The sequence below is a fragment of the Candidatus Enterococcus testudinis genome (genome assembly GCF_002140915.1).
Lineage (GTDB): Bacteria > Bacillota > Bacilli > Lactobacillales > Enterococcaceae > Enterococcus_D > Enterococcus_D testudinis.
The window spans coordinates 2,636,420-2,660,667 of record NZ_NGKU01000001.1 but is presented as its reverse complement, the minus strand read 5'-3'; the positions used below and the strand labels follow the sequence as shown (position 1 = coordinate 2,660,667).

The following is a 24,248-nucleotide window of genomic DNA, read 5'->3' as shown; positions in this document are numbered from 1 at the left end:
AGAATTGGCTTGAATCACATGTGAATAATCGGTACTATAGAATGAAGATGGAAATGAAGATGTTCAGTCTTAATATGGTTAACGAACGGGAGGGTTTATGAAAATAGTCAAAAAAGTGTGTATCGTTATTGGATTATTTATACTAAGCCAAGTCAGTATGACGATGTTTGGCTTGGTGAAGACGCATTATTTTGATATGGGTGAAGCGTATTTGCCAAGTCTGATTGCGTATGGATTGATCGCGATGGTGCTCATGAATATTGGTTTGCTTATGTGGTTGGCAAAAAAATTAGGATTGGCTAGTTTTAGATTTGATTGGTCTACGAAGAAAAATTGGCTATGGATTATTGGTGCCTTTGTGCTTGGAAGAGTGATCGCTATTGTCGGTACGCTCTTTTTGCAAGCAAATACAGGACAGCAGTCGACGGCCAATGATACGCTGTTAAATAATGTCTTCGCAGGTGAAAATCCGCTGTTGATTTTCTTATTGATTGCTGTTGCGGCACCAGTGATGGAAGAGATTGTTTTTCGCGGGGGAATCATCGGATTTTTATTTGAAAAGTATCAAATGATTGGCATTGCTGTCAGTGTGATATTATTTGGCCTCGCGCATACGGCGACCAGTTGGATCGAGTTTGCTATCTATGCGCTGATTGGTTTGCTGATGGCACTTGTTTATAAGAAGACGAAGCGGTTAGAAGCAGCCGTTGCGGTTCACTTTTTGAACAATGTCCTCGGCGCTATCGCACTGATGTTTTTGTAGAAGAACATTGCCAATAGATGGTTGAGAAAACTGCTCGATTTTGCTATAATAAAAATGAAAAAGGAGTTGCGTCAACAACTCCCTTACAGCATCGCTTAAGACGGTGACAGTTTGATACAAAAAAATAACCATCACAGTCTAAAGTCGACGGTTATTTTTTTTTGTCATTTTTCGCTGCAGATAGGATGCCAAAGATCAGTATCGCGATCAACGATCCGAAACTAATCATAAGGCCCAATGCTTCAGCTATAGACAAAAGGCTTCTCCTTTCTAAAGAGTCAGTCCTTACTTCCATAAGCACCACCACCTTCCAAAAGATAGCCACCGTCACAAACTATACTGTAGATTTATTTTACCATGCTTCTATTGAATGCATGTTGATCAATCAGCGTTTTTGCCATTTTGTGCAATAAAACAGCCTTAATTAATCAAGATAAAGGCAAGTGCCTTTCTTTTTTTTGTTTTTTTAATGAATTTTCTTGCGTTCTATAAGTTTTCCTTCAAATCGTACCTTCGGCGTAGGTACTTGTTGATTGACTATTGTACAATAGATACAGTTATTCACGGTTTGTAAATAACGACCGTATCCTAAATTCGATTCATATGGAGGATCTTATGAAAAAACAAACACGTAAACCAATCACGATGATCGCTGCGCTTTTGGTATCGAGTCAAGTTTTACTCGCTATTCCAACTGCCTTTGCTGAAGAAACGGCAACGACAGAGAGTGCTGTTGTTATTTCAGAAACACTTGATTCATCAATCACAGAAACCGATACATCGACAGCGGATACTACTGAACGTCTGCAAGTCAATGCGGTAGCAATCGGCAATGCATTGACAAGCGACCAAGAATCGTACACTTTAGATAAATTAGGCATCAAAGGCGAGACGCCTATTTATACTACTTCTGGGACTGATTTGATGACGTATATCCCTGATGGCGGCTTTACCTCAGATTGGGCTGTGTACAGCTCTGTCCGAATGCAGACGTTAGATGAAGGGGCAGGAATCACTGTTGATATTGCAACACCAGACAATATAACCAAAATCACTGCTGCACAGTATCAAAATGCAGCGTTGACAGCGGGGATTACTGATGCAAAACTAACGGTCGCTTCTGCAGTACCAATTGATGGGTCAGGCGCATTAGCAGGTGTTTATAAAATCGTGGAAGAATCTGGTGGGGTCATCAATCAAGACCGCGTCGCAGTCGCGCAAGATGAAATGGATGTTTTATCGACGATCACAGAAGAAAATAAAGACAAAGATGGCTATTCAGATGATGCGTTGAACGCAGCGCAAGAACAAGCAAAAGCAGATTTAGCGGCGCAAACAGCTGATGGCTCAAATCTAACGCAATCCGATATTCAAGAAACCGTTGAAAAAGCATTGAAAGACAATGGATTAGACGGAATCGTTACTGAAAGCCAAATCAGCGAGTTGACGTCTTTGATGAGTGATATGAAAGACAAAAATATTTTTGAAGACTTTGTGAATGAACTGGATTTGACTGAAGCACGGAAACAAATTGAAGAAAAATCTAAAGGTTTGTGGGAGAATATCAAGAGTTTCTTTAGTGGTTTGTGGTCATCGATCACCGGTGTGTTCGGTGGGGATGAAACCAACACGACTACCGATACGACTACGAGCGAGTCAACAAGTACGGTAGAATAAAGCAACATCAGATGGCCAGAGGGTAAAAAAGGAACTAAATGAAAGGAATTAGATGAATGAACGTTCTCGGTAATATTATTTGGTTTATTTTCGGTGGTTTGGTAGGTGCAATTTCATGGTTTTTGGCAGGTTGCATATGGTGTTTCACAATCATCGGGATTCCGATTGGCCTGCAATGCTTCAAATTTGCTTCCCTATCATTGGCACCTTTTGGCAAAGATGTTGTCTATCGTGGCGGTGGCGTTTCTTTGATTCTGAATATTATTTGGTTGATCGTCTCAGGATTGCCGATCGCATTTGGTCATTTAATAAGTGCCTTGTTTTTGACGATTACGATCATTGGGATTCCTTTTGCCACCCAATCGTTGAAAATGGCACGGTTGGCATTGATGCCCTTTGGTGCAGAAATCGTTTCTAACCGCTGGAGATAGTAGAATAATCTCATCTGTCGTGTGAATGGCTGCCATGCCGTTCCGCGGCTTTTTTGGTGTTGCTTCTGCCGACGTAAAAAAAGATGGTGTCGCTTTCTTCCTTTTTTTATTTGGTAAATGAATTGAATGACAAAATATTCATAGTTAAACCAAGACGGCTATTGTCTAAATCATGGTGAATAGGGTATTGTTATGAAAATTCAGAAAATTCTGAAATATGGTGTTGGTTTTAATTAAGGGAGGGAACGATATGTCCGCATTTTTTCAATGGCAATTGGTTTGGGAATATTTCCCGAAAATTTTAAGTGCATTGCCCGTGACCTTGATGATCGTTGGTGTGGCCACGATCGTCGGTCTGATTTTTGGGATTCTACTCGCCTTTATACGTGTCGAGAAGGTGCCTATTCTGAGTCAGCTGGCTGCGGTATTCGTCTCATTTATTCGCGGGACACCAATTTTGGTTCAACTTTATGTAGTGTATTATGGCGTACCTGCTTTACTGCAAATGATTCAAGTCGATGTGTCATCTTGGAATAAAATTATCTTCATCTATATTACCTATGGCTTGAATACAGCTGCTTTTCAATCAGAAACCTTTAGAGCGGCAATTTTAAGTGTCCCTGTAACACAAAAAGAAGCCAGTATCGCTTGTGGGCTAACGAAGACACAAATGTATCGCCAGGTGATTTTACCACAAGTTGTTCGTGTCGCATTGCCAGCCTTTGGGACGACCACGATTGCGTTGCTGCAAGATACCTCACTGGCCTTTACGATCGGGGTGGTGGATGTTGTCGGCAAAGCCCGTGCAATTGGTGCAGTGACTTTCCATACTTTAGAAGGTTATGTGGGTGCGGCAATTTTATTTATCACCTTAAGTTTTATTCTAGAACGTGTTTTCACCGGTCTTGAACGACGGATGAGTTTTTCGAAAACAAAACAACCAGCTGCAAAAATACCGCTGATGACTTGGTCAAAAAAGCAGCAGAAAATAAAAACAACATAGGAAAATTTTGGGTAGAGGGAAAGGGAGGAATTCAAATGAAAAAAACGATAATAGGTGCAAGTGCCCTGCTGACAGCTTTGGTTCTAGGTGCTTGCGGCAGTAGTTCTGCGGATACGACCAGTAGTGATGCCAGTGATGCGACAGAGATCAAAGTTGGGACTGGTAACGAGGCATTGCCGTATGCCTATTTAGATGAAAATGGCGAGTATGACGGCTATGATGTATCTGTCGTAAAGGCAATTGATGAAAAATTATCTGATTATACCTTCACCTTTGAAGGCGCAGATTTTCCAACGACATTGTCTAATCTAGAAAGCAATAAGGTCCAAATGGCCGCTTATGAATATGAAGTCAATGATGAACGGAAAGAAAAATTTGTCTATGGTGATGTGGGGTATGTAGTGTGGGATACCTATATCGTATCTGATCCGGATGCCGGTACGGTCTACGACAGCTTTGATGATTTAGCTGGCAAAAAAGTCTATGTCACAACTGCCACGAACCAAGCGGCAATGGCAGAAGCCTATTTAGCAGAAAATCCAGATGCCTTTGAATTGGTCTATGGTGAATACAACAATGAGCAAATCGTACAAGCAGTGACGTCAGGTGCGGTGGATGCGACGTTGGCACCAGAATATCAAGTGGACAACTGGAATAACTCTTTTAGTGAAAACTTAGAAATCGGCAGCGAACCTGTCCACAATTCTGATGCCTACTTGTTATTCAATAAAGAAACTGATCAAGACTTCATCGATGCAGTCAACACGGCACTTGAGGAGTTGAAGGAAGACGGTACGATCAAAGAATTATCTGAAAAATATTTGGATGGGGATTATGTCCCTGAATAGGGAGGAATGGCGATGAGTTTTCAATTTTCTATTATGATCGATGCGCTGAAAACAGCTAGCCACTATATCGGCACCACACTCTTTATGGCAATCACCGCATTGGTGATCGGCCTTGTAATTGGTCTTGGGATTGCCTTGATTCGTTTATATCGGGTCAAGGTGATTGCACCGATTTTGCAAGGAATAGTGACGATCTTGAAAGGCGTGCCGATTGTGTTAGTGATCTTAGCGTTGTATCTTGTCTCAGCAAAACAGTTCGATATCTGGGCAGAATCCATGCACTGGCAGCTGCGCTTCAAAGATTTCAATATGGTTTGGATTGCGATTGCTGCCTTAAGTTTACTGTCGGCAATCAACAGTAGTGAAATTTTTAGAGGAGCTTTTGCAGCGGTCAAAAAAGGACAATTTGATGCAGCCAAATCGATAGGTATGACGAATCTGCAAGTGATTCGCCGTGTATTGCTTCCACAGGCATTGCCAATTTCAATTCCGATGTTCAGCAATTTGCTGATTTCATTGGTTAAGGCTTCAGCATTGGCGTCAATGGTCAGCGTCGTGGATGTGTTTGCTGCAGCCAAAATCACTGCCCAGCAAAACTATCGCTTTTTGGAAGCCTATGTTGCTGTTGCTATTATTTATTGGATGATTAGTTTGGTCATTGAAAAAGGTGCGCAATTATTGGAAGAACGGATGTCACGTAAATTAAGGAGGGCGACATTATGATGAAGGTGACGGATGTTCATAAGCGTTTTGGCAAACAAGAGGTGCTAAAAGGCATCGACCTTGATGTCGGCAAAGGAGAAGTGGTGGTTCTTTTAGGTCCGTCAGGTTCTGGTAAGACGACTTTTTTACGATGTTTGAATATTCTGGAACGTGCGGATCAAGGTCAGATTCAATTGGGTGAGACCCAAACATTGCTGCATAAAGCCAACAAAAAGGAGATTTTGGCACATCAGCGGCAAACCGCCATGGTCTTTCAAAATTATGCTTTGTTTCAAAATAAAACGGCCAAAGAAAATATTATGATGCCATTGATCGTCACAAAAAAACAAAACAAGGAGGAGGCCCAACGGACAGCGGAAATGCTGCTTGATCAAGTGGGGTTGACGCAACGACAGGATTTCTATCCTAGCCAGCTTTCAGGTGGACAACAGCAGCGGATCGGTATAGCGCGGGCATTGGCGTTGAATCCCAAGGTTATTTTGTTCGATGAACCTACATCGGCTTTAGATCCTGAATTGGTGGGACAAACGTTAGCGCTGCTCAGAGATATTGCTGAAACCGGGGCCACTATGGTCTTGGTCACCCATGAAATGAAGTTTGCGTATGAGGTGGCGGACAAAGTCGTCTTTATGGAGAATGGTCATATCGTGGAGCAAGGTACACCACAGCAAGTATTTGAACAAACCAAAGAAGAACGTACCAAAGCCTTTTTGGCCCGTTTTACGAACCAGCTGGCAGGCTGAAAAACAACGAGGGAGGAACCAGAATGAACTATCAATTTGCACAACGAATCAACACTTTAGAAGCATCTCCATTGAGAGAGAATGCGAAAAAAAATATGGCCTCTTCATCAGCTATTTCATTTGCGTATGGCTTTCCTCCAACAGAGGCTTTTCCAATGGCCGTACTGAAAGAAATTTCGCAAAAATTATACACCGAAGCAGATCCGGAATCTTTTTTGCAATATGGCGCGTCAGAAGGATATCCACGATTGCGTACATTGATCAAAGAACGGTTGCAGCAATTGTCCGCAATTGATAATGAGGAGGAGGTGCTCGTGGTGTCAGGGTCGACCCAAGCAATGGACTTGGCTGTCAAAGTGTTCTGCAATGAGGGAGATGTCGTCTTATGTGAGGAACAAACTTTTTCAGGCGCTGTTAATGCAATCAAAGGGTATGGTGCGATTCCCGTACCCGTGCCGATGGACCTCACTGCAGAATCAATGGATCTTGATGCTTTAGAAACAATCCTTAAAACAGAGCCACGGGTAAAAATGCTGTACCTGATCCCGACATTTCAAAATCCATTAGGTACGTCGATGCCGTTGGATAAGCGCAAAGCAATCTACGAATTGGCCTGTCGCTATGATATTTTGATTTTTGAAGATGATCCGTATGGCGAATTATTGTATGAGGGTGATCCGATTCCTAAAATGAAAACGATGGACTTAGAAGGTCGGATCATTTATGCCGGTTCTTTTTCAAAAATTCTCGCACCTAGTAGTCGTATTGGCTTTATGATGGCGGCTGGCCCAGCTATGGAAAAATTGATTTTGGCCAAACAGTCTGCGGATTCTCATACCAATTTTTATTGGCAAGTGGTTTTGGCAGAGTATATGGACCATTATGATTTTGAAGGTCATGTTGCACAGCTTACGTTGATGTACCAAGAGAAATATACCCGCATGCTCAACGCGTTGCAGGCATTGCCTAGTGATAAGCTAACCTATATCAAACCAACCGGCGGCTATTTCATCACGTGTTTTTTGGCGACAACAGTTGATTCTGAACGGTTCTATGATTATCTTGATGAAGCAAAAGTGGCGGTCATTCCTGGCAATATCATGAGTGTGGCAGGGAAAGGTTATGAGCTCTCGTTTCGCTTGAATTTCACCAAACCGACGTTGGCACAAATCGATGAAGGGATCACGCTCATTGGTGATGCATTGGATTATGCGTTGGCACCAGCTTATGAAGGCGTCATTTAGGAGGTATGTAGATGCAATTGATTTATTATGGGGTCAGTGAAGAAGAAATCCCTTATATTGAGCGTTGGGGTTTTATTCATAAAACAGCTGTCACAATTGTCAGCGAAGGGCTTGATCACGACAATATCCATCTTGCCTCAGGTCACGATGGGATTTGTCTTTATCCAAGTGTGGCTATGCGTCAAGATGAATCCCTCTATCAACAGCTCCATGAGATGGGGATGCAGCAATTGTCAATCAAATCAACAGGAGTTGATGGGGTCAATTTCGCTTGGGCTGAGAAGTATCAACTGACAGTGACGAATGTTCCTTCCTATAGTCCGACGTCTGTAGGACACTTTGCGGTAATGTCGATTTTGATGGCGTTGCGACGTATCCCTTCGATGGTCAAAGGCAATCTTGATCGCCGCTCTGTCATTGGACGAGAATTACAAGATGTGACGGTGGGCATTTTAGGGACTGGTCGCATCGGTGCCGTGGTAGCAGAAGCCATCCATCAAATGGGGGGGCATGTAATCGCCACAAGTCGCAGTGAGAATGCCCGCTTAAAAGGAATCGTGGACTACGTGTCCTTTGAAACATTGGTGGCTTCATCCGATGTGTTGTCCATCCATGTCCCATTGACGCAAGCATCTGAGAAATTATTTTCGGCAGCTGTTTTTGCACAAATGAAGCCTGATAGTTGGCTCGTCAACACCGCACGAGGAGGGATCGTTGATACCGATGCGTTGATTTTTGCTTTGGCAAACGGCAAGTTAGGCGGTGCAGTATTGGATGCCTTGGCGAACGAAGAGCGCTATTTTGCTGTTGGCTGGGATCGAAATCCCTATTATCAACAATTGAATCAATTGCCAAATGTCCTATTAACGCCTCATATTGCTTATTACACCCATTTGGCAGTACAAGAGATTGCGGAAACAGCTTTGAATAATGCCAGAGATATCTTACTGGCAGGGCAGTCAGCGAACACAATTGCACTTTAAAGGATAGATAAGAGAGGGTGAAGCCTATGTTGCAAGCAGAAATCAAAGGATTAAGAAAATCTTTTGACAAACAAGTGATTTTAAAAAATGTTGGGCTGCAAATTGATCGGGGGGAAGTCGTTTGTATCATCGGACCTAGCGGATCTGGCAAAACAACGTTCCTGCGCTGCTTGAATTTATTGGAACAACCCGACGCTGGCAGTTACTCTATTGGTGATTTTCAGTACGATCTAGCCCATATTGGCAAAACGCAGCGCTTAGAAATTGCTCGGAAAACGGCAATGGTGTTCCAGTCTTACGAGTTGTTCAGTCACATGAATGTCTTACAAAATGTGGCAGAAGGGTTGCGCGTCCCAAGACGCTTTCCCAAAAAATTAGCAGAAAAAGCTGCATTAGCCGCGTTGGAAAAAGTGGGCCTGGCGGATAAAGCATCGATGTATCCCGTTCAATTATCTGGTGGACAGCAACAACGTGTCGGTATCGCCAGAGCCATGGCGTTAACGCCAGAACTGTTGTTATTTGATGAACCCACTTCAGCGCTTGATCCAGAGTTGGTTGGGGAAGTGCTGAAGGTCATGAAACAGTTAGCCGATAGTGGTCAAACCATGATTATTGTTACCCACGAAATGCAGTTTGCGCAGGAGGTTGCAGATAAAGTGATTTTTATGGCAGATGGTGTCGTGGTCGAAGCAGGCACGCCAGAAGACATTTTTGAGTATCCGCAAGAAGAACGCACCCAGCAATTTTTGACACAAGTGCGTTTTCAAACTGCGGTTTAGCAGTGAGGTGATGTATGGAAAAGGTAACCAGTAGCAGTCGACTCTGGTCGAAAGATTTTTATTTGGTGATGGTTGTTACAGCATTAGCGATGACAGCTATCACTACTCAGATGGGCACGTTACCGTTGTATGTGGCTTCTCTAGGCGGCTCTAAAACAATTTCCGGTGCCATTGTTGGCGTGTTGGGAATAGCGGCGCTTTGCTGCCGTTTACCGATTGGTGTGGCGATAGATCGTCATGGACGCAAAGGATTACTCTGTTTGGGTTTAGGGATACTACTTCTTGATTTCGGTTTATTGAATCTGTTTCAAGGACTGTTGGTACTGTTTTGCTTGAGGATCGTCCAAGGTGTTGGCAACAGTATACAAGCAACAGCAGCGGCAACGATGGCTGTCGATACGATTCCAGAGGGTAAATTAGCAGTGGGCTTGGGCTATTTCAGTATCGCCCAAGCTGTTCCTAGTGCGATTGGTCCATTGATTGGTCTCACGATCGTAGAACATTATGGGTTTCCTGCTCTTTTTCGGGTGTCCGTTATATTATGTGGGACAGCTTTTTTATTGAGCTTCTTTTTGAAAGAGCAGCCATTGTCCCACCTATCATCGGGGATCCAAAAGAAACAAGGGCAGATGCAAGATATTTTGCGTATTAAAGCAGTCTTGTTTCCCAGCGGGATTTTGTTTCTGATTTGCTTTGCCAACTCTGGCATCGTTGCGTTCATCGCACAATATGCGCTTGAACGCAATATCGTCGGGTCAGGGTATTATTTTACTGTGATGTCTGTGATGACTGTGTTGACGCGAGTCATCTTTCCACGCCTGCTTGAGAAGATTCGAACCGCGCCTTTGATTTACGGTAGTCTGCTATTAATCCTGGCATCCTTTTGTTTGCTGCCATTTGTCAGTCGTTTGTCTGGATTGCTTGTCGCTGCTGCGTGCTATGGAGTAGGCTATGCGGGTTTGTTGCCAGTGATGAATACAATTGTCATAGAAGCCGTGACAGAGGAGGAACGAGGGCAAGGAACGGCTATATTCTCTGCAGCTTTGGATGTAGCCTATGGCAGTGGCGCTTTTTTGTGGGGCTTGATTGCCAGTCTTTTTGGCTTTCAGGTTATGTTTTTCGGTTGTGGGATATTTGCAGTTGCTGCACTCATTCTTTATCGCTATTTTCGCTACATTGAATAGGTATGTGATGAAATGTCACATGAGATGTGATTTCGAACTTGCACTTCTGCGTTTTTCTCGTTAAACTGAGAAAAAATGAGAACGGGGGACGATCATGGATAATTTAGACCGAAAAATAGTAAACATCTTGCAGAAAAACGCCCGAGTGACAGTGAAGCAAATCGCGGAGCAATGTTTTATTTCTTCGCCCTCCGTATCTGTAAGAGTGCAAAATCTGGAACAGTTGGGGTACATACGATCCTATCAAGCGTTGATTGATTATCAGAAACTTGGTTATCTAATCAAAGCATATGTGCATTGTGCGGTAAATGCCAAAGACAAAGATGCTTTTTATGCCTATATCGCAGCTATTCCTAATGTGATTGAATGTGACTGCATTACTGGGGATTATTCTATGCTCTTGAAGGTTTATTTTAGTGATACGGTTGTTTTAGATCGCTTTATTACCGATCTGCAATTTTATGGAGATACAAAAACCCATATCGTTTTTTCGACAAGTGTTGGGCCACGAGGCCTGCAAGTACCCATCAGTGAAGAGTGAAGGCATCAAATAACGTCCCCGTGAAAAATGACGGGGACGTTATTTGGCGTGGGTCCTTATATATTGTCAGAATTGAAAGCCTCTTGAAGGGACAGGTGTCGAAAAGACGATTTGTGTATTGGTTCGACCAAATTTCTGTAAATCATTGATAAAATGATCTAATGCTTTGGTGGAGGGGAAGACTACTTTGATCAACATTGAATAAGGCCCTGTGACGCAATCACATTCAAGCACATTGGGAATGGCTTGGATAAAAGGATAAAAGCTGGCTTTTTGCTGAGGTTCAATCGATAGATGGATGAAAGCCTTAATTGGCAGACCGGCTTGTTCATAGTCGACAGTGGCTTGATAATCCACTAAATGACGGGTTTCTTCTAAGTGTTTTAACCGTTGTGATACAGCGGGTGCTGTGATGAATAAAGCTTCACTTAATTTTTTGATCGATAAACGACCATTTTTCTGTAGTAGGTTCAACAATTTTTTATCTAGTTCATCCAATCGCTTTCCTCTTTTCTGTTTTTGGATACATTCTTTTTGTTTTGCAAAGTCTAAGGGACAAATTTCAGTGATAAACAAAGACATGGCGAAAATGACTCGTCTATTTTCAACTTATGTGATATTTTATCACATATAAAACAAAAAGGGGCGTTTTAATCATGATGAGGATCGAATCTGATGCAATTGGCAGTTTACCAATCTATGAGGAAGCTTACTATGGCATTCATAGTTATCGAGCAAAAGAAAATTTTGCCTTTAGTCAACAAAAAGTAGATTGGTTATTGATTCAGCAAGTGGCGCGGATCAAGGCGGCAGCGGCTATTGCCAATCAACGCTCTGGCACATTATCCAAAGAAAAAGCGGCAGTGATCGTTACTGCAGCTGAAGAAATCATGATGGGCAAATGGCAGGATGAATTTATAGTGGATACCTTCCAAGGGGGAGCGGGCACATCGACAAATATGAATGTCAATGAAGTAATCGCCAATCGCGGTTTAGAGTTATTGGGGCACAAGAAAGGAGACTATCACTATCTACATCCATTAGATGATGTCAATCAAAGTCAATCGACCAATGATGTCTATCCCAGTGCTGGACGGCTGACATTACTTACTTATATGGAGCAGCTGACGGATGCCGTCAATCTTTTGATTGATGCGTGGCAAAAGAAAGCAACTGCATATCAACATGTGGAGAAAATGGGCAGGACACAGCTTCAAGAAGCGGTACCAATGATGGTAAGTGATAGTTTTTCCGCTTACGCGAGCAGTTTGATTCGTTGTCGTGAACGGTTGCAGCACCTCTCAACAGAACTATTGACATTAAACTTAGGTGGAACCGCGATTGGGACTAGTCTCAATGCTTCTTTTCGATATCAAGAATATCTGTATGAGGAATTGAATCGGCGTTTTTCGCGCCCGCTGCGCCCGGCCAATGACCTGATTGATGCTACACAGCATGCAGATACGTTCGCTGCTTTGTCTGGTGTCCTCAAGACCCTTGCGATTGCATTGACGAAGAGTGCCCATGACATGCGTTTGCTTTCCAGCGGACCACGAACGGGTTTCCATGAACTGAACTTGCCTGCTAGACAAGCAGGATCATCGATTATGCCAGGCAAAGTCAATCCTGTGATTCCCGAAGTTGTCAGTCAAATTGCGTTTCAAGTTGTGGGGAACGACGGAGCGATCACTTTCGCAGCAGCTTCTGGAGAATTAGAATTGAATGCGTTCGAACCGGTGATTTTTCATAATTTATTTGAGTCATGTCAACTATTGACCAATGCTTGTTGCATTTTTGCAGAAAAATGTGTGACAGGCATTACGGTCAATGAAACGGTTTGCCGGCAAGCAGTGGCTTGTAGTACAGGAACGGTTACAGCGCTTGCGCCTGAAATCGGCTACGAAAAAGCCAGTGCCCTTGTCAAAGCCGCATTAGCCGCCAATTGTTCGGTCGAGGAACTATTGGTTCAAGACAATCAATTAAGCGCAACCTATCAATAGGATTCATCGACAAAAAAAACTTACCTTTAGCAGCCAATACGCTATTTCATGCGGGCAATGGCAAGGGCTATTGGTAAGTTTTTTTGTCGCAAAGTAACATAATCAATTGTTTTCTTTGATTTTTGAAATGGACTGGCGAATTTTTTTGATCGACTTTTGGGCATCTTCCCGGTTGATGAACATGAGAATCACATATAGGGCATCCATAATACTTAGCTGTGAAATTCTTGAGGCCAACGCTTCAGAACGAAATTCAGTTTCTTCTGAAATGGAAATAAACACCACGTCGCCTAGCTTGGCCAATGGGGAACCAGCGTGACTTGTGATCACAATGATTTTCGCACCCGCTTCTTTCGCAATCTGCGCCATCTCGATTGTTTCTCTCGATTTTCCAGTATGAGAAATAAAAATGGCACAATCATCAGAGGTTAACAAAGATGCCTCCATTAATTGAATATGAAAATCTGTACTATGATAAACAGCGATTGGAGACCGTAAAAATTTGTGATAAGCATCTGTAGCAACAATCTCTGAACCCCCTACGCCAAAAAAGTACACGCGTTTGGATCCGTCAATCATCGTTACTGCATGTTTGAGATTTTCCTCCGTTAATAAATTACGGGTATCCGTCAAAGTCGTCATATTGGAATCAAAGACTTTTTGCGCCATGGTCAATTCATTGTCAGTCTGCTGGATATTTTCGTGGAAAGAAATAGCGGACAAATCATTTTCTTGCATCAGCATGGCCATTTTAAATTCCTTAAAACCGTTATAACCTAGTTTTTTTGTGAATTGGAAAAAAGTCGAATCTGCTACACCTAAAGTATTGGAAAGGTCACTAATTGAACTATGACTGACTGTGCTAGGGTTTTCTAGGATATAGTCAGCAATTTTTTGTTCTTTCAAACTAAAGTCTTTATAATGTGTTTTTATTTGTAAACGAATAGACACTGTCATTGAAGGTCCTCCTTTCAAGTAAATGGTTAGATTATGATTAATTTATCATAAAGAGTTCCCTTTTCCTATCAAAAAGTAAATAAAAATATTTTTTATTTTTTATATTTACAAAAAAATATTTTTTTGTATAATAGAGATATAGGAATGGAGGCGCTGATATGGAGGTCGGTATTATCGGTCTAGGTAAAATGGGACTCAATCTGGCAATGAATTTGACAGACAATCAGTATCAGGTTATTGGAATGGATATCTCTGAAGTGGCGCAACAAGCAGCAAGAGAGGCAGGAATCAGTACTGTACAATCTGTGGATAGGTTGGTCCAAGCATTTTCGGGTAGACGTATTTTTTGGTTGATGCTGCCTGCGGGGGAACCAACTGAGCACGTACTAAAGGAATTGTTTACGCATGTAGAATCTGGGGACATCATTATTGAAGGGGGAAACACAAACTACAAAGATTCCATTCGTCGTGCAGCATGGTTTAAAGAAAAAGCAGTATCTTATTTTGATTGCGGGACATCTGGAGGCATATCAGGAGCCAGAAATGATGCCTGCTTGATGATTGGTGGAGAAGAAGCTGCATTTCGTGAGATTGAAGGCCTCTTCATAGATATCGCTACTGAGAACGGTTATTTATATGCGGGACCTTCAGGAAGCGGACATTTTTTGAAGATGGTCCACAATGGCATCGAATATGGCATGATGCAATCGATTGGCGAAGGTTTTCAACTGATTGAACAAAGTGCATATGGATTTGATTTAGCAACAGTGGCAAAGGTTTGGAATCACGGATCAGTGATCCGCAGTTGGTTGATGGAGATTGCGGAAGCACAATTCTCGGATAGTCCGCGTTTAGCAGAGTACCGGGGAATCGTGGCGGCTTCAGGCGAAGCCAAATGGACCGTTGAAACAGCACTTGATATGAATGTAGCTGTTCCGACGATTGCCATGAGCCTATTTATGAGAAATATCTCTCAGGAAGAAGATAATTTCTCGGCGAAAGTAGTGGCTGCACTGCGCAATGGGTTTGGCGGGCATGAGATGGTGAAGAAATGAGAGAAATAAGCGTTAGGTAACTTTTTGAAAAATACAATTGCTGAATAAAAATTTATTGGCATTTCATTTGTGATGAAACATGTGATATTCGAAGCGATGCAAGCTAATATCTTTTAGCTTCATGGCTTTTTCACTATGTACTTAAACCTTTCGAGAAAAAAATAGAATATGTATCCGTACTAGGAGAAATAGTTCATAAATCAAAAAGATTTTGTATCTGTTCAATTTTCGAACATGGCACAAAATCCATAAATAGCTATTGTACACTTTGTTAAAAGAGTGGGATGTCAATGATCATTGACACAATTGTATTAAAATATGTTTTATCGTTCTTGCTTGAAGCGATATGGGCTTATTTACCATGGAATCAGCAGATACAAGAAATCTGTAAATAACACAAACACAAATAACCTGATTTGTGTTTATGTACTATTCTATGTCACGCTTACAAATTTGCGTTGTGTTTTAAGCGGTATTCTTTAGGAGTCATAGATTTTAATACTTTGAAATTTCGATTGAATGTCCGAACGTTTTGAAAGCCCGCTTGTTCTGCTACTTCTGCAATAGACAATAGACTATGGGTCAGCAAGAAGGAGGCATGGCGAATTCTTGCTTGATTCAAAATCCGAGGAAAAGTACTTTTTAATTTATCGGTAATCATTCTGGAAACGTAGACGCTGCTATAGCCTATATTGCTGCTTAATTTTTCGAGGGTCAGCTCTTCTTTGAAGTGTGATTCGATATAAACAAGTAGCTGAATTAGGATATCTTCTTGGTTTTTGGCTGGAAGTAATGTCGTTTGGTGTTCAAAGAGATAGAGGACTTGGTACAGTGCGGATTTTCGTAAATAGAGAGAATCCGTTTCAAATAAAGGATAGTAGAGTTGCTTAGCAATAGACCTATCGATAGTGATTACTGGGTCGGATAAAGAGAAGTCCTTGGTTTTAGCGAAAAAATCAGGAATATACTCAGGAGAAAAAACAAGAATATGTAATTGTGATTCCTTAGGTGTTTCAATGGCATGGGTCTGGTAAGGCATGACTAATAATACTTGACCCGCCATAAGGACATAGGGACTTTCTTCGATTTTGACAATGGCTTCGCCATCACTACAAATAAGTAATTCAAAGGAACGATGAAAATGTTCTATGTAATTAAGAGAGTAAGGATGGTAACTAGAAACGCTTAGATATTCGCCAAAATGGTATTCTTCTAAAATGGTCACGTAAACTGCCCTCCGTTTTTTGTCTATCGATGTGTGGAAATCGTCCTGTGAATGATAGCGATTTCATTTTATAATTATGACAGTTCATCTGAATAAAGTAAATAGGGCAATGATTCTGGTTTATTTTAAAAAGGTTCACATCAATAATATTTTTATTTAGGTATATTAGTAAATAAAACTTACTAACTCTAATATGCTCATTAATATTGATTTTCAGTTGAATTGCAAAATACCGAAAATTGAAAGAGGAGGAATTTTTTTGATTACCAATCCGATATTAACAGGCTTTCATCCAGATCCGAGTATCTGTCGTGCAGGGGAAGATTATTACATTGCCACGTCAACTTTTGAATGGTTTCCGGGGGTGCGTATCTTCCATTCGAAAGATTTGAAGAACTGGCGCTTGATCAGTACGCCCGTTAATCGTGTCAGTCAGTTGAATATGCTGGGAAATCCAGATTCTGGTGGCGTTTGGGCGCCAAACTTAAGTTATAGTGATGGTCGTTTTTGGTTGATATATTCAGATGTCAAAACGCAGTCCAATAGTTGGAAAGATGTAAACAATTATTTGATTACATGTGAAACCATCGATGGAGAATGGTCGGAGCCAATCTATATGAATTCTTCCGGTTTCGATCCTTCTCTATTTCATGATGAAGACGGCAAAAAATATTTTTTGAATATGGTATGGGATTATCGCCCCGCAAATCACTCTTTCTATGGTATTTCCCTCCAAGAATTTGATTGGCAAACCAAGAAATTGGTAGGTCAGTCCAAAGTCATCTTTAAAGGAACGGAGCGAAAATTGACTGAAGCGCCGGTCATGTATAAAGTTAACGGCTATTATTATTTATTGACAGCAGAAGGTGGCACCAAGTTTGAACATGCAAGTACAATCGCTCGTTCTACTCACATTGATGGACCGTATGAGGTTCATCCCCAAAATCCCCTGATCAGTTCATGGAATCAGCCAGAGATTCAGCTGCAAAAAGCTGGTCATGGTTCCTTTGTTCAAACTCAGACTAATGAATGGTATTTTGTTCACTTGACTGGACGGGCGTTGAAGTATCCACAAACGCCACTCTTAGAAAATCGTGGCTATTGCCCCTTGGGAAGAGAAACAGCGATCCAGTCTGTTTATTGGGAAAAAGATTGGCCGTATATTACAGGAGGGAACTTTCCAAAAGATGAGGTCCCACAGCCACAAATAACCGAACATCCATGGGAAATAGAAACAGGTTTTGATGATTTTGAAGATAATTCATTGGCACCAGTATTTCAAACATTGAGGATTCCATTTTCTGAGGAGATTGGTAGCTTGACAGCGCGACCAGGATACTTGCGATTATATGGGCGAGAGTCTTTCAATTCACTATTCCATCAAGCTTTGGTGGCAAGAAGATGGGCTGATTTCTGCTTTGAAGCAACGACAGCCGTCGAATTTTTACCGGAATCTTTTCTGCAGTTGGCAGGCTTGACGAATTATTACAATACACAAAACTGGTCAGCTATCTACATCACTCATGATGAGACTAAAGGAAGAATCATCACTGTACTGTCGAGCGAAAAGGGACAACTGAAGATGAAAATTGAACAAGAGGTTGCAATACCTGCAGAAGTACAAACTGTCTATTTCAAAACAATCGTCAATTATACCACCTATCAATACGCTTATTCATTTGATCAAAAAGAGTGGCAAGTGTTTGATCAGCTATTTGACAGTTTGTTATTATCAGACGATTATGTGGCAGAACATTATGGCGGCTTTTTTACGGGGGCTTTTGTGGGGATGTTTACGATCGATACGACTGGTAATCGTCTCCCTGCTGATTTTGATTCATTTGACTATCAAAAAATCGAGGAGGAAGAAAGATGAATAATTGGAAACGAGTGCTTCAAACAGCAGCAATGATTGGCTTAACTGCTTTGATACTTATTGGCTGCGGCAATGGTTCAGAAAACAGTGGATCAGAAAACGGCTCATCAGAGAGCGGCGGAAAGGATGAACTCGTTGTTTGGACCTTTACCTCGGAATTATCAACCATGATCAATGATTACTATTTGCCGGAACACGAAGATTTAGCATATGACATTCGTATTGTGGAGATTCCTTCTGACCAATTCGAGACCAAACTAGACCCGATTCTCGGTTCCCAAGATGCACCAGATGTGATTGCTTTAGAATCTGCCTTTGTCAAAAAATATGTGGAATCAGGTATGATGGCAGACCTTGGTTCACTGGGGCTTGATGAAGCCGCGGCAGATACGTATCAATATGTCAAAGACGTAGGGACTTCAAAAGACGGGGTTCTTCATGCGTTGGCTTGGCAAGCTGCTCCTGGCGGGTTTTATTACAGGGCATCGATGGCAGAAGAGCTGCTAGGGATCGATGATCCAGCGGCTGCGCAAGCGGCATTGTCAGAATACGATAAATTCTATGAGGAAGCCAAATCAGTCAAAGAAAATAGTGGTGGAACCACCTATATGATCTCTAGTGTTCAAGATTTGGCGAAGCCTTTTTATGGTCAACGCGAACATGGCTGGGTTGAAGACGGCAAATTAGTCATCGACGACAGTTTGTATGACTTGTTGGATGTATCGCGAAAATTTGTTGAAGAAGGCTTGACTCAAGACATAGAAGGACAATCAGAAGCTTGGTTCGCTGGGATGAATGGCGATAATGTGTTTGGCTATAGTTTGCCTACATGGGGACTGCATTATTGGTTAAAACCAAATGCGACAGCTGCCGATAACTCCAGTTCAACAGAAGGTGACTGGCGCATGATCCAAGGACCATCGTCTTGGTTCTGGGGTGGCACATGGATAGGTGCCACGGCAACTTCTAAAATGCAGGAAGAAGCGGCGCAGTTAGTGGCATATTTAACCACAAATCAAGAATTTTTAAAACAATGGGCAGAAGATACCGGTGATTTTGTATCGAATGAGCAAGTTGTTGAAGAAATTAAAAGCGAATACGAAGAAGATTTTTTAGGCGGTCAAAACCACTATGCAGAATTTGCAGATATGGTACAAGACATCAACGCGAAAATTCTGACAGAGTATGACCAAACGATTGAAACACTCTTTACCGATAGTTGCTTGACACCATACTCAAAAGGAGAAGTCGATAAAGAAACGGCTATCCAAAATTTTAAAAATGCGGTCATCAACGCATATCCAGATATTCAAGTAGATTAGGTGTTCCTGAAACCGGCACCGAATAAAGGAGTCGGTTTTAACCTTTTCTCAGTAATAGTAGGTTAACTAAAGCACCTGTCTTAACTAGCAGGAAAAGTAGTAGAAAAAATCATGCAGGGGGATTACGATGCAGAATAAGAGGAAATTTGAACAGTATCATCGCTATGGGCTATTATTTATCGCACCATTTTTTCTAGCATTCTTGGTTTTTCAACTTTATCCAATTCTTTATACGATTTATCTGAGTTTTACGGATCTAAAAGGGTGGAACCCTGCTGCTAATCTCGTGGGACTGGATAATTATTTTGCGATTTTTCGCAATCCATTATTTTTAAAATCGATCAGCAATACCTTTATTTTGTGGGGTGTAAACTTCGTTCCTCAAATTGGCTTGGCTCTCTTACTGGCCGCATGGTTTACTAACATCAAGCTGCGCTTGCGAGGGAAAGGTTTCTTTAAAGTCGTTTTTTATTTACCAAATATTATTACTGCAGCTTCAGTAGCAATCCTATTTTTCGTTTTATTCAGTTTTCCATTGGGGCCGATCAACCTTGCCTTGCAACATTTCGGTGTTTTGGATCAGCCATTTGATTTTTTTCGCAGTGAAACGGGGACTCGGCTGATCGTTTCCTTTATCCAATTTTGGATGTGGTATGGTCAAACAACGATTGTTCTGGTTTCGGGCATTTTAAGCATTGATGATGCTCTTTTTGAATCAGCTATGGTCGATGGAGCCAATGATGGACAGATTTTTCGCAAGATCACGCTGCCTTTGTTGAAACCAATACTACTTTATACATTGGTGACTTCCTTGATTGGCGGCTTGCAAATGTTCGACATTCCTTTCTTACTGACAAATGGCAATCCTAACAATAGTGTCTTAACGATCACGATGTTTATCTACAATCAAGCATTTACCGGCAGTAGAAATTTCAACGTTGCCGCAACAGCGTCGGTGCTGTTATTGGTGCTTTCAATCGTATTAAGTACGTTATTGTTTCAATTCTTCAAAGAAAACAGCAAAGTGGGGCGAAAATAAATGGAAAATAGCTATCGAGTAAAACGATTGTTGATCTATGTCTTTTTAGTGTTGCTGACCATTCTAAGTATTTTTCCTTTTTGGGTCGTCTTGGTCAACTCGACACGTTCAGCGGAACAGATCCAGCAAGGGCTATCCCTATGGCCGGGCGGTAATCTACAATACAACTGGTCCGTCTTAATGGGCAGAGGATTCAATGTTTTCAATGGATTTAAAAATAGCTTCTTGATTGCTGCTGGAGCCACCGTTCTCAATGTGTATTTTTCGGCATTAACGGCTTATGGCGTGATCGCTTATGAATTTCGTGGGAAGAAAGTCCTTTTTGCTGTCATTCTTGGACTGATCATGATTCCTCAGCAAATCAGTATGATCGGTTTTTATCAATTTATGAATCGTTTAGATCTCTTGAATAATTTTCTGCCATTAATTTTACCGGCAATCGCTTCACCAGCTAGCGTTTTTTTCTTAAAGCAATACTTAGAAACAATCTATCATCCTGATTTGGCAGATTCCGCTCGTTTAGACGGAGCTAGCGAAATCAAAATTTTTCATCGAATCATGTTGCCACTAATGAAACCAGGATTAGCCACCATGGCAATCTTTTCTTTTGTGACTTCGTGGAATAATTTCTTGATGCCGTTGATCCTAATCAACGATACAGAAAAGTATACTTTGCCCATGTTGGTCCAATTGCTAAAAACTGATGTTTATCGAACTGAATTTGGCAGTATGTATCTAGGAATCTCATTAAGTATTATTCCGTTATTGCTGATTTATCTATTTCTATCGAGATACATTGTGGGCGGTGTGACGGCTGGAGGAATCAAAGGCTAGCGAGAAATTTTTATCAAAAAAATCTGGACTGAAGAATCAGTCCAGAATTCATTTAATGGATCGCTTTGGATAAATCAATCGATGTAAAGCGTAGATCATTAATATTTAAGAAGTGTTTGGCAACTAGTACAGTCCCGCCAAACAACGGGGCTTGGTCACCTAGTGGACTGTTTTTGATTTTGGCGTTTTTAGTGAATTGGCTTGTCAGTTTTTGTTGTAGAGCGATAAGTAGACTTGGAATTTTACGATAAACGGAACTGTTGATATAAACTTCTTCCGGATCAGAAAAAGTAATAACGTTATTCAAGCCAATACTAAGAAATTCAACATTCTGTCGCGCCAATTCGATTGCTGCTTTTTCTCCGGCATGATAGGCTTCTGCAAAAATGTCAGAATTGACAACGTTAGTTTTTGTATATTGACCATATGTATCAAATAGTACTTTATTTGAGGCATATTGCTCTAAACAACCTCGATTGCCACAAGGACATAAGTTGCCGTGAGGAAATAGCGTAGAATGGCCAACTTCTCCAGCCATGCCGTGGGTACCGGTTTGCAATTGACCGTTAACGACAATCCCGACACCTATGCCGCTATGGACACTGACGCTCAATAAATTTACTGAATCAGAAGAAAAACAATATTCGCCTAAAGCAGTTAAATTGGCTTCGTTCTCAATATAAACATCAGTATTATATTTTTGGCTGAGAGGGGTAATCAGGTCAAAGTTTTCCAAGTCATAGTAAGGTGTAAAGGCAATGGTTCTATTGTGTACGATGCCATGGATTGCAAGACAGATTCCGACTAAACCGTGAGGCGTTTTAGGCATTTGTGACCAGAATTTTTTCATCATTGCATCGATCGTCGCCAGCACATTTTCTTTTGTAATCAATTCATTGGAGTGATTGGCTGAAGCAATCATTTCTCCATTGATATAAGAAAGCATCCCACGAACATAGTTATAACCGATGTCAAAAGTCACAGCTAAGCTGCTGAGATGATTAAATTGCAATTGAATTGGTTTTCGTCCACCAATCGAAGTCGAATCGCCAATACCGACTTCTCTAACGAAATCTGTTTCAATTAATTTTTTAGTGATTTGAGAAACAGAAGCTTTATTTAGATTGGTCAAGTTTGAGACTTCAGCCCGTGAAACCAGCTCATTATCAATGATTGTCTTCAATACTGCTGCTTCATTTTGCTCACGAATGCCCATTTTGTTAATAATCATGTATTCTCCTTCTCGTACGTGTGATTAGTGTTAGTTTACCGTGCAAATTAATATTATGCAAGTTCAAGAACAAATAAAATAATAGAATAAAAATGACGCATATATTTTTTTGAAAGCGCTTGACATAATAATATTTATCCTTTACTATCCAATTAGTTAGTTTTGAAAGCTAATTAACCTATCGATAAAATGAAGCTCGGTATTTAAAATTGAGAAGGGAGAGAAGATATGGCTTATTTTTTAGGGTTGGACCTAGGAACAAGCGCATTAAAAGGTTTAGTTTTTGATCAAACTGGAGGACTACAGGCAACAGCAAGCTCAGATTATCCACTGTCCTCACCTAAACCAGGGTTCAGCGAACAAGAACCTGAACATTGGCAAGAGGCCGCTGATATAGTGATTCGAAAATTGATTCAACAGCTTCCCCAATTAAAACAAGAGTTGATTGGTATCAGCTTCTCTGGTCAGATGCATAGTTTGGTTTTACTGGATGAATTGAACCATGTGGTTCGACCAGCAATTTTGTGGAATGATGTTCGCACAACGAAACAATGCCAACAGATCATGACCTCTTTTGGCGATCAGGTAAAATCAATCACCAAAAATATCGCTTTAGAAGGATTCACTTTACCCAAAGTTTTGTGGGTCCAAGAGCATGAACCCGAGAACTGGCAGAAAGTCCGTCATTTAATGTTGCCAAAAGACTATCTCGCTTTCTGGCTGACTGGCAACTATTCAATGGATTACTCGGATGCGGCGGGTACATTGCTACTAGATATTGAAAATAAATGCTGGTCTGAAGCGATTATGGAAAAGTTTGCGATAGACCCAGATGTGTTGCCACCGCTTTTTGATTCGACAGCACATGTAGGTAAGATGCGGACTGAGTTGCAAGAAGCTTTTGGGTTTGAACAAGAGATAACGATTTATGCGGGCGGAGCAGATAATGCCTGTGCGGCATTAGGATCAGGTATTATTGCAGAAGGTATCGGTATGGTATCCATCGGGACCAGTGGTGTCTTCTTATCCTTTGAGGAAGCGCAGAATGTTGATTATCAGGGCGATTTGCACCTATTTCGTCATGCAGTTACAGACAAGCTTTACTCAATGGGTGTCACCTTAGCAGCAGGAAATTCATTGAGTTGGTATCGTGACACATTTGAACCACATCAAGAATTTCATGAGTTGTTGGCAGAAATCAGCGAAGTGAAACCTGGATCAGAAGGCCTGCTATTTACGCCATATATTGTGGGAGAACGTACCCCGTATATTGATAGCCAAATTAGAGGAAGCTTTATTGGCATCGATACTAGACATCGTGCCAAACACTTTAGTCGAGCCGTTTTAGAGGGGATCACCTTCTCTTTGAAAGATTCTCAAATGATTATGGAAGAGCGGGCCCATCGTAATTTCTCCCACATTATTTCAGTAGGAGGCGGCGCCAAAAATGATGACTGGTTACAAATGCAAGCGGATATTTTTAATGCAGAAATGCTCACACTAACGACGGAGCAAGGACCGGGAATGGGGGCAGCCATGTTAGTCGCTATTGGTAGCGGCATATATCCAGATGCATCATCTTGTGTAAAATCTTTCGTTAAATATGGGAAAGCCATAAAGCCAATTCCTGAAAATGTCCAAAAATATCAACAAATTTATGACATCTATCGCACGGTTTATTCGCAAACTGCACCGATATGTCACGCGCTTGCAAAAATTGAGAGTGAATAGAATATCTGTAGTACAAGTCTCGAGAGCATAAAAACGAGTCACGTAAGTTAGTTTGTTAC

24 protein-coding genes are annotated in these 24,248 nt (G+C 41.4%); 19 read left to right on the top strand and 5 right to left on the bottom strand.

Features of this window, described 5'->3' with window-relative positions; translation table 11 throughout:
* The first annotated feature begins 97 nt into the window (after positions 1-97).
* On the top strand, positions 98-763 hold the full coding sequence (locus A5886_RS12945; RefSeq protein ID WP_086275512.1) for a CPBP family intramembrane glutamic endopeptidase: 666 nt from the start codon (positions 98-100) through the stop codon (positions 761-763).
* 151 nt (positions 764-914) lie between these two features.
* On the opposite strand, the gene A5886_RS12940 is transcribed toward A5886_RS12945, so the two are convergent.
* A complete protein-coding gene (locus A5886_RS12940; protein ID WP_256926222.1) occupies positions 915-1,058 on the bottom strand; it encodes a putative holin-like toxin in 144 nt (47 codons plus the stop codon).
* A gap of 320 nt (positions 1,059-1,378) precedes the next feature.
* On the opposite strand from A5886_RS12940, the gene A5886_RS12935 reads away from it, so the two are divergent.
* The 11 genes from A5886_RS12935 to A5886_RS12885 all read left to right on the top strand — a co-directional run bounded on the left by A5886_RS12935 (position 1,379) and on the right by A5886_RS12885 (position 10,919).
* A complete protein-coding gene (locus A5886_RS12935) occupies positions 1,379-2,440 on the top strand; it encodes a DUF1002 domain-containing protein (protein ID WP_086275511.1) in 1,062 nt (353 codons plus the stop codon).
* A 56-nt stretch (positions 2,441-2,496) separates the two neighbouring features.
* Complete coding sequence (locus A5886_RS12930; RefSeq protein ID WP_086275510.1) at positions 2,497-2,871, top strand: YccF domain-containing protein; 375 nt, start codon at positions 2,497-2,499, stop codon at positions 2,869-2,871.
* Positions 2,872-3,121: 250 nt separating this feature from the next.
* Entirely contained in the window at positions 3,122-3,874 is a 753-nt protein-coding gene (locus A5886_RS12925) for an amino acid ABC transporter permease (protein WP_086275509.1), read from the top strand.
* A gap of 35 nt (positions 3,875-3,909) precedes the next feature.
* Complete coding sequence (locus A5886_RS12920; protein WP_086275508.1) at positions 3,910-4,722, top strand: transporter substrate-binding domain-containing protein; 813 nt, start codon at positions 3,910-3,912, stop codon at positions 4,720-4,722.
* Positions 4,723-4,734: 12 nt separating this feature from the next.
* Complete coding sequence (locus A5886_RS12915) at positions 4,735-5,445, top strand: amino acid ABC transporter permease (protein WP_086275507.1); 711 nt, start codon at positions 4,735-4,737, stop codon at positions 5,443-5,445.
* Positions 5,442-6,188, top strand: coding sequence for an amino acid ABC transporter ATP-binding protein (locus A5886_RS12910; RefSeq protein WP_086275506.1), 747 nt, complete (start codon positions 5,442-5,444; stop codon positions 6,186-6,188). Before A5886_RS12915 ends, A5886_RS12910 begins: the two co-directional genes overlap by 4 nt.
* Before the next feature lie 23 nt (positions 6,189-6,211).
* Positions 6,212-7,432 carry an aminotransferase-like domain-containing protein gene (locus A5886_RS12905; protein ID WP_086275505.1) on the top strand — a complete coding sequence of 407 codons (1,221 nt, stop codon included), beginning with the start codon at positions 6,212-6,214 and terminating at the stop codon, positions 7,430-7,432.
* An 11-nt stretch (positions 7,433-7,443) separates the two neighbouring features.
* Positions 7,444-8,415, top strand: a complete 972-nt coding sequence (locus tag A5886_RS12900) for an NAD(P)-dependent oxidoreductase (protein WP_086275504.1) — start codon at positions 7,444-7,446, stop codon at positions 8,413-8,415.
* Between the two features lie 26 nt (positions 8,416-8,441).
* Entirely contained in the window at positions 8,442-9,194 is a 753-nt protein-coding gene (locus A5886_RS12895; protein ID WP_086275503.1) for an amino acid ABC transporter ATP-binding protein, read from the top strand.
* Positions 9,195-9,208: 14 nt separating this feature from the next.
* Positions 9,209-10,378: an MFS transporter gene (locus A5886_RS12890; protein WP_086275502.1), complete on the top strand. Its 1,170-nt coding sequence runs from the start codon at positions 9,209-9,211 to the stop codon at positions 10,376-10,378.
* A 94-nt stretch (positions 10,379-10,472) separates the two neighbouring features.
* On the top strand, positions 10,473-10,919 hold the full coding sequence (locus A5886_RS12885; RefSeq protein ID WP_086275501.1) for an Lrp/AsnC family transcriptional regulator: 447 nt from the start codon (positions 10,473-10,475) through the stop codon (positions 10,917-10,919).
* A gap of 66 nt (positions 10,920-10,985) precedes the next feature.
* On the opposite strand, the gene A5886_RS12880 is transcribed toward A5886_RS12885, so the two are convergent.
* On the bottom strand, positions 10,986-11,417 hold the full coding sequence (locus A5886_RS12880; RefSeq protein ID WP_086276061.1) for an Lrp/AsnC family transcriptional regulator: 432 nt from the start codon (positions 11,415-11,417) through the stop codon (positions 10,986-10,988).
* 158 nt (positions 11,418-11,575) lie between these two features.
* Here A5886_RS12880 and A5886_RS12875 point away from each other — a divergent pair, with 158 nt between their 5' ends.
* Positions 11,576-12,919, top strand: coding sequence for an aspartate ammonia-lyase (locus A5886_RS12875; RefSeq protein ID WP_086275500.1), 1,344 nt, complete (start codon positions 11,576-11,578; stop codon positions 12,917-12,919).
* 102 nt (positions 12,920-13,021) lie between these two features.
* On the opposite strand, the gene A5886_RS12870 is transcribed toward A5886_RS12875, so the two are convergent.
* The gene (locus A5886_RS12870; protein ID WP_086275499.1) at positions 13,022-13,876 is read right to left on the bottom strand and encodes a MurR/RpiR family transcriptional regulator; all 855 of its coding nucleotides are present in this window, start codon (positions 13,874-13,876) and stop codon (positions 13,022-13,024) included.
* Positions 13,877-14,034: 158 nt separating this feature from the next.
* On the opposite strand from A5886_RS12870, the gene gnd reads away from it, so the two are divergent.
* The gene (gnd, locus tag A5886_RS12865) at positions 14,035-14,931 is read left to right on the top strand and encodes a phosphogluconate dehydrogenase (NAD(+)-dependent, decarboxylating) (protein WP_086275498.1); all 897 of its coding nucleotides are present in this window, start codon (positions 14,035-14,037) and stop codon (positions 14,929-14,931) included.
* A gap of 445 nt (positions 14,932-15,376) precedes the next feature.
* On the opposite strand, the gene A5886_RS12860 is transcribed toward gnd, so the two are convergent.
* Positions 15,377-16,156 carry a helix-turn-helix transcriptional regulator gene (locus tag A5886_RS12860; protein WP_086275497.1) on the bottom strand — a complete coding sequence of 260 codons (780 nt, stop codon included), beginning with the start codon at positions 16,154-16,156 and terminating at the stop codon, positions 15,377-15,379.
* A 259-nt stretch (positions 16,157-16,415) separates the two neighbouring features.
* Between A5886_RS12860 and A5886_RS12855 the strand changes: the two genes are divergently transcribed.
* The 4 genes from A5886_RS12855 (at position 16,416) to A5886_RS12840 (ending at position 21,227) form a co-directional block, all read left to right on the top strand.
* Positions 16,416-18,032, top strand: coding sequence for a glycoside hydrolase family 43 protein (locus A5886_RS12855; protein ID WP_086275496.1), 1,617 nt, complete (start codon positions 16,416-16,418; stop codon positions 18,030-18,032).
* Positions 18,029-19,354, top strand: a complete 1,326-nt coding sequence (locus A5886_RS12850; protein WP_086275495.1) for an ABC transporter substrate-binding protein — start codon at positions 18,029-18,031, stop codon at positions 19,352-19,354. The genes A5886_RS12855 and A5886_RS12850 overlap by 4 nt, the downstream gene beginning before the upstream one ends.
* A 127-nt stretch (positions 19,355-19,481) precedes the next feature.
* The gene (locus tag A5886_RS12845; protein ID WP_086275494.1) at positions 19,482-20,393 is read left to right on the top strand and encodes a carbohydrate ABC transporter permease; all 912 of its coding nucleotides are present in this window, start codon (positions 19,482-19,484) and stop codon (positions 20,391-20,393) included.
* Positions 20,394-21,227, top strand: coding sequence for a carbohydrate ABC transporter permease (locus A5886_RS12840; protein WP_086275493.1), 834 nt, complete (start codon positions 20,394-20,396; stop codon positions 21,225-21,227).
* Between the two features lie 52 nt (positions 21,228-21,279).
* On the opposite strand, the gene A5886_RS12835 is transcribed toward A5886_RS12840, so the two are convergent.
* The gene (locus A5886_RS12835; RefSeq protein WP_086275492.1) at positions 21,280-22,458 is read right to left on the bottom strand and encodes an ROK family transcriptional regulator; all 1,179 of its coding nucleotides are present in this window, start codon (positions 22,456-22,458) and stop codon (positions 21,280-21,282) included.
* Positions 22,459-22,686: 228 nt separating this feature from the next.
* Between A5886_RS12835 and xylB the strand changes: the two genes are divergently transcribed.
* The gene (gene xylB, locus A5886_RS12830; RefSeq protein WP_086275491.1) at positions 22,687-24,189 is read left to right on the top strand and encodes a xylulokinase; all 1,503 of its coding nucleotides are present in this window, start codon (positions 22,687-22,689) and stop codon (positions 24,187-24,189) included.
* The last annotated feature ends 59 nt before the right edge of the window (positions 24,190-24,248 follow it).